Annotated in this window: 7 protein-coding genes; all 7 read right to left on the bottom strand. The window is 69.3% G+C overall.

The genetic code is table 11. The features are described 5' to 3' along the window. Positions 1–201: 201 nt before the first annotated feature. Positions 202–675 (bottom strand): RidA family protein, encoded by a 474-nt coding sequence (locus CS062_RS02985; RefSeq protein ID WP_099859971.1) that lies wholly within the window; start codon positions 673–675, stop codon positions 202–204. A 53-nt stretch (positions 676–728) separates the two neighbouring features. After that, positions 729–1,415 carry a YoaK family protein gene (locus CS062_RS02980; RefSeq protein WP_099859970.1) on the bottom strand — a complete coding sequence of 229 codons (687 nt, stop codon included), beginning with the start codon at positions 1,413–1,415 and terminating at the stop codon, positions 729–731. Beyond that, entirely contained in the window at positions 1,412–1,864 is a 453-nt protein-coding gene (locus CS062_RS02975) for a DoxX family protein (RefSeq protein ID WP_099859969.1), read from the bottom strand. Before CS062_RS02975 ends, CS062_RS02980 begins: the two co-directional genes overlap by 4 nt. Before the next feature lie 79 nt (positions 1,865–1,943). Next, positions 1,944–3,842, bottom strand: a complete 1,899-nt coding sequence (locus CS062_RS02970; protein ID WP_099859968.1) for an amidohydrolase — start codon at positions 3,840–3,842, stop codon at positions 1,944–1,946. Next, entirely contained in the window at positions 3,835–4,137 is a 303-nt protein-coding gene (locus tag CS062_RS02965; protein ID WP_099859967.1) for a XapX domain-containing protein, read from the bottom strand. The genes CS062_RS02970 and CS062_RS02965 overlap by 8 nt, the downstream gene beginning before the upstream one ends. A 29-nt stretch (positions 4,138–4,166) precedes the next feature. After that, positions 4,167–4,820: a hydrolase gene (locus CS062_RS02960; RefSeq protein ID WP_099859966.1), complete on the bottom strand. Its 654-nt coding sequence runs from the start codon at positions 4,818–4,820 to the stop codon at positions 4,167–4,169. A gap of 129 nt (positions 4,821–4,949) precedes the next feature. Next, on the bottom strand, positions 4,950–5,936 hold the full coding sequence (locus CS062_RS02955) for an alpha/beta fold hydrolase (RefSeq protein WP_099859965.1): 987 nt from the start codon (positions 5,934–5,936) through the stop codon (positions 4,950–4,952). Positions 5,937–6,000 lie beyond the last annotated feature (64 nt).

Raw genomic sequence — 6,000 nt, 5'->3', positions numbered from 1 at the left:
CGCGCCCCGGCCCCCGCGCCGAAGCCCGCGACCGGCTTCGACGACATGGATGACGATATTCCGTTCTGACCGGACATTCGGGTCGACCCGGGCCGCTTCGGCACCCGGCCGATCTGCTCTCAGCCCGCCACGCCCCGCGTCGCGGGCTTTTTCTTTGGCGCTGCAAGGGTTTGGAGAGTTGCCCGCGCTGCTGCTGCGGGCTCAGGCCTGCACAGACACCGTCAGGTCGAGCTCCACGCTCGCGTTTTTCGGCAGTGCCAGCACCCCCACCGAGGTCCGCGCATGCGCGCCGTGCGGCCCCAGGATCTGCACCAGCAGGTCGGACGCGGCATCGGCCACTTCGCTGTGCTGGGTGAACGTCTCGCTGCATTGCACGAAGACATTCATCCGCAGGACCTGCCTCACCGCATCGAGCGATCCCAGCGATCGTTGCAGCAGCACCAGCGCGCGCATCACGCAGATCTTCGCGCCGAGTTGCGCGCCGGCCAGGTCGACGTCCGCGCCGACGCGGCCAGTGACCACCACCGTGCCGCCCACGCGCGGCACCTGGCCGCTCAGGTAGATCGTGTGGCCGTCGCGGACCAGCGGCAGGTAATTGCCCCCGGACTTGATCTCGCCGTCGAAGTCGTGGCCCAGTTGGCGGGCGGCGTCGGTCAGGGCCCGGTCTCGCGTCATCGTGTCGTCCTCAAGGAATCGTCGAGGCGCCATTCTGACGGCCGCGGCCCGCCTCAACCCTTGCGATCCGCCCTCACATCCATCACCACCAGACCGGCCAGCATCGCCAGCGGCAACAACAGCGCCCAGAACTTCCACGCCACATAAGCGAATGCGCCGGTCAGCGCGCCCAGCGCGAAGGCCGCCACCGGCCAGATGAAGCGGCCCAGCCGCTCGCGCACGTCCGGGCCGGCCGCGCCGCGCAGCAGATCCACGCCGTCGATGACCACCTGCGTCACATTGCCCGTCATCACCGTCGTCGGCGTCAGCGCCGGCCAGGCCAGGCGGCCCGCGGCGTTCTGCACGCCCATCGCCGCCGTGATGAACAGGCCGGTGGCCATCGCCCACGGCGCATCCGGGGCCAGCGCGGCGCCCGCCGGCACGCTGCAGGCCAGCGCCACCACCAGCAGCGCCGCCTGCATCACCAGCAAGGGCCGGCTCGCCACCGTCTTCGTCCGCTCGCAGCGCAAGGCCACCATCCGCGCCAGCGCCACCGAGAGCACAAAGGTCGGGAACACCAGCAGCTTCAGCAACACGCTGCCGCCGCTGGAGCGGCTCAACTCCGCGCCGATCAGCACGAAGTTCCCGGTCACGTGCGCGGTGAACAGGCCGAACAGCGCCACGAAGCCCACCGTGTCCACATACCCGCCGATGAAGCCCAGCGTCAGGCTGGCCGCCAGCAAGCGCTTCACGCCGGTCATGCCAGCACCTTCCTTTCCAGCACCGAGATCCGGGCCGCGCAGGCCAGCCCGGCGATCAGGCCCAGGTGTTCGAAGAAGGCGTTCTTCGCCATGAAGCGCGCCTGTCCGCTGAGGTGCCAGAAATCATTGGCCACCAGCATCGCCACCAGCGTCAGCACGCCCAGCGCGCCGGCCGCCAGCCACACCCAGCGGTTCAGGATCAGCAACACCGCACCGATCAGCTCCACCGCGATCGCCAGCACCGCCCACAGCACCGCCGGCTGAAGGCCGAAATGCGCCTGCTCCGCGACCGCGCCGGGAAAGTCCATCGCCTTGTCGATCCCGCCGATCAGGTAGGCCGACGCCAGGCACAGCCGCAGGATCACCCCGAAGGTGGGCCACTGCAGCACCGTCTCCACCCAGCGCGGCGCGGCGGGGGAGAACAGGCGGGTGGATCGGTATTCGCTCATCGTCGGTCCTCCTGGTTCTGCCGGTGGCGCCGGAGTCCGGCGCACCGCCACTCGGCGGCGGGTGTCTTGAGGTCCCGCATCAGACCGCCCAGCATGCGCATCCCAGCGCGCCCCAGAAGCCCTTCAGGTCCGAGGCCGGCACCTCCGACGCCCAGGCGTTCGCATGCGCATGGCCGTGGACGCCGCAGGCGGTGTCGCAACAGGCCACGCGTCGCATCGCCGCCTGCATCGGCCGGCCTTCCGCGCCCCAGGCGCCGTAGCCGCCATAGCGACGCACCGGCGACCAGTCCGGCATCGCCGGCGGCGGCGCCGATTCATCCAGCGACGCGAAATCGCCGGCGCCCCACACGACCTTGCCGCCGACCATCGTCAGCAGCGCGCTGGTGTCGGCGATGTCCGATTCCGGGCAGCCGAAGAAGTCGCGGTCCGGCACGACGAGGTCGGCCAATTGGCCGGCGGCGATCAGGCCCTTGTTGCCTTGCTCGTTGGAGAACCAGGTGACGTTCTCCGTCCACATGCGCAGCGCCGCCTCGCGGTCCAGGCAGTTGCGCTGCGGCGTGATCTGCAGGCCGCCGACGGTGCGGCCGGTGATCAGCCAGGACAGCGACACCCACGGGTTGTAGGAGGCGACCCGCGTCGCGTCGGTGCCGGCCGAGACCTTCATGCCCCGGCGCAGCATCTCGGCCACCGGCGGCGTCGCCTCGGCGGCACGCGCGCCGTAGCGCTCGACGAAGTACTCGCCCTGGTAAGCCATGCGGTGCTGCACGGCCACGCCACCGCCGAGCGCGGCGATGCGGTCCATCGAGCGCGTCGAGATCGTCTCCGCATGATCGAAGAACCAGTTCAGCCCGTCGATCGGCGTGTCCCGATGCACTTTCTCGAAGACGTCCAGCGCGCGCGAGATCGTCTCGTCGTAGGTCGCGTGCATGCGCCACGGCCAGCGGTTCTGCACCAGGATGCGCACCACCTCCTCGAGCTCGCCTTCCATCTGCCCGGGCATGTCCGGGCGCGGCTGGCGGAAGTCCTCGAAGTCCGCCGCCGAGAACACCAGCATCTCGCCGGCGCCGTTGTGGCGGAAGTAGTCGTTGCCCTGCTTGTAGGGGACCGACTTCGCCCAGTTGAGGAAGTCCTCCTTCTCCTGCCCCGCCTTCTGGGTGAACAGGTTGTAGGCCAGGCGGATCGTCAGCTGGCCGGCGTCGGACAGCTGCTGGATGACCTGGTAGTCCTCGGGATAGTTCTGGAAGCCGCCGCCGGCATCGATCGCGCCGGTGACGCCCAGCCGGTTGAGCTCGCGCATGAAGTGGCGCGTGCTGTTGAGCTGGTATTCGGGCGGGAGCTTGGGCCCCTTGGCCAGCGTCGCGTACAGGATGGATGCGTTGGGCTTGGCCAGCAGCAGGCCGGTCGGGTTGCCGGCGGCGTCGCGCAGGATCTGGCCGCCGGGCGGCTCGGGCGTCTCGCGGGTGTAGCCGACGGCCCGCAACGCCGCGCCGTTCAGCAGCGCGCGGTCGTAGAGGTGCAGGATGAAGACCGGCGTGTCCGGCGCGACGGCATTGAGCTCGTCGGTCGTGGGCAGGCGCTTCTCGTGGAACTGGTGCTCGGTGAAGCCGCCCACCACCCGCACCCATTGCGGCGCGGGCGTGATGTCGACCTGCGCCTTCAGCATGGCCATCGCGTCGGCCAGGCTGCGCACACCGTCCCAGCGCAACTCCATGTTGAAGTTCAGGCCGCCGCGGATGATGTGCAGGTGGTTGTCGATGAGGCCCGGCAGCACGCCGTGGCCTTTCAGGTCGATGCGGCGCGTCGCGGCGCCGGCCAGCGCCAGGATCTCCTGGTTGCCGCCGACGCTGAGGAAGCGCCCGTCCTTGACGGCGACCGCCTCGGCGCTCGGCCGCGCGCGGTCCAGCGTGGTGAAGCGGCCGTTGAACAGCACCAGATCGGGCGTCACGCCCGCGGTGCTGGAGAGGGAGGTGTCAGGCATCGTGGGACTCCGCGTTCGCCGCCGGGGCCGCACCGGGGGCCGCCGCGGTCTTCGTCTTCTCGCATCCGGGCATGTGCCCGAACATGTGCGGGCGCAGCTTCTGGTCCACCCAGCTGACCTGCGCCGGATCGCGCTGCAGCCAGTGGCGCACCAGCGGCGGGATCTGCTCCCCGGCGAGGATGCCCAGCAGGCCCACCAGCGCGATCACCGGCGGCGCCGGCGATCGCACGTTGAGCAGACCGTAGATCACGCCGACGAGCAGGCCCACGGCGGCCGACAACACATATGCATTCATGAGAGCCGCCTTTGCGCTGCCGTCGAGCCTCAGCCCTCGTGGGCGTTGAACATCGTCTTGGCGTAGTTGATGCCGATGCCGTAGGCGCCGCCGACCTTCTTCGCGATGCCGGTGGTCATGTCGTAGGTCTCGCCACGGGCCCAGTCGCGCTGCAGCTCGAGCAGGTACTGCAGCGAGGTGATCGGCTGCGCGCCGGCCTGCACCATGCGCTCGACGGCGCGGTTGTGCGCCTCCAGCGAGACGTCGCCGCAGGCGTCGGTGATCACGTAGACCTCGAAGCCCTGGTCGATCGCGGACAGCGCCGGACCGACGATGCAGACGCTGGTCCAGAGGCCGGCCAGCACGATGCGGTCCTTGCCGATGCGGTTGATCTCCTCGATCACCGCCACGTCTTCCCAGGTGTTCATCGAGGTGCGGTCCAGCATCTTCTTGCCGGGGAAGGGCGCGGTGACCTCGTCGAACATCGGGCCGGAGAAGCTCTTCTCGGCGACCGTGGTCAGGATGGTGGACACGCCGAAGCCGGCGGCCGCCTGAGCGACCAGCGAGGCGTTGGTTCGCAGGTTGTTGGCGTCGATCGAGTGCGTGGCGAAGGCCATCTGCGACTGGAAGTCGATCATGACCAGCGTGTGGTCCTTCGGGTTCAGCAACTTGGCGCCGGGAACGGCCTTGGCGAGCTTGCTCATGAGGATCTCCTGGAGGAACGAGAAAGGGAAGGTCCGGGCGGTGGTGGGCGGCGCGGACCTCTGGAGGGAGCGTTGAAGGGCGCGGCGTCACGGCCCGCCCGCGACGGCGGGGCAGGCCGCGCGGGCGCGTCAGGACTTCGCGAAGGCCAGCAGGTCGGCGTTCAGCTGGTCCTTGCTGGTGGCGGCCAGGCCATGGCTGCCGCCCTTGTAGACCTTCAGCGTCGCCTTGGGCGCCAGCTTCACCGACAGCTCGGCGGAGTTGCCGATGGGCACGATCTGGTCGTCATCGCCGTGGATGATCAGCGTCGGGACGGTGATCTTCTTCAGGTCCTCGGTGAAATCGGTCTCGGAGAACTGCTTGATGCAGTCGAACTGGGACTTCAGCGAGCCTTGCATGCCTTGCAGCCAGAAGCTGTCGCGCATGCCTTGAGAGACCTGCGCGTTCGGGCGGTTGGCGCCGAAGAACGGCGTCGTCAGGTCCTTGTAGAACTGCGAGCGGTCCTTCTGGACACCGGCGCGGATGCCGTCGAAGACATCCTTGGGCAGGCCGTTCGGATAGGCGGCGGACTTCATCATCGTCGGCGGCACCGCGCCGACCAGCACGACCTTGGACACGCGCTTGACGCCGTGGCGGCCCACGTAGCGGGTGACCTCGCCACCGCCGGTGGAGTGGCCGACCAGCATCGCGTCCTTGATGTCGAGCTTGTCGAGCACCGCGGCCAGGTCGTCCGCGTAGGTGTCCATGTCGTTGCCGTTCCAGCTCTGGCTGGAGCGGCCGTGGCCGCGGCGGTCGTGGGCGATGACGCGGAAGCCGTTCTGGCCGAGGAAGAGCATCTGGTCTTCCCAGGCGTCGCTGCTCAGCGGCCAGCCGTGGGAGAAGACGACGGGTTTGCCGCTGCCCCAGTCCTTGTAGAAGATCTGGGTACCGTCCTTGGTGGTGACGTAGCTCATGGGGGCTCCGGGTAGAGGGGGTGTGGAAGAGGTGGAGGAAGAAGAGGCCGCGGCCTCGGCGCCGCCGGCCAGCGCCAGCGGCAGCGCCGCGGCGAGCGCCAGCTGGCCGCCCAGCGCGAGCACGTCGCGGCGGGAGAGGTCCGAGGGGGGCGAAGGGATCGTCATCGAGGGTCTCCGAGGGATGAGGGCATCCTAGGAAGCCGCGCTCCGCTGCGACAGCCGCCGATGG

Origin of the sequence: Roseateles chitinivorans (assembly GCF_002761755.1) — a bacterium.
Classification (GTDB): Bacteria; Pseudomonadota; Gammaproteobacteria; order Burkholderiales; family Burkholderiaceae_C; genus Roseateles; species Roseateles chitinivorans.
This window is presented reverse-complemented; position numbering and strand designations above follow the sequence as displayed.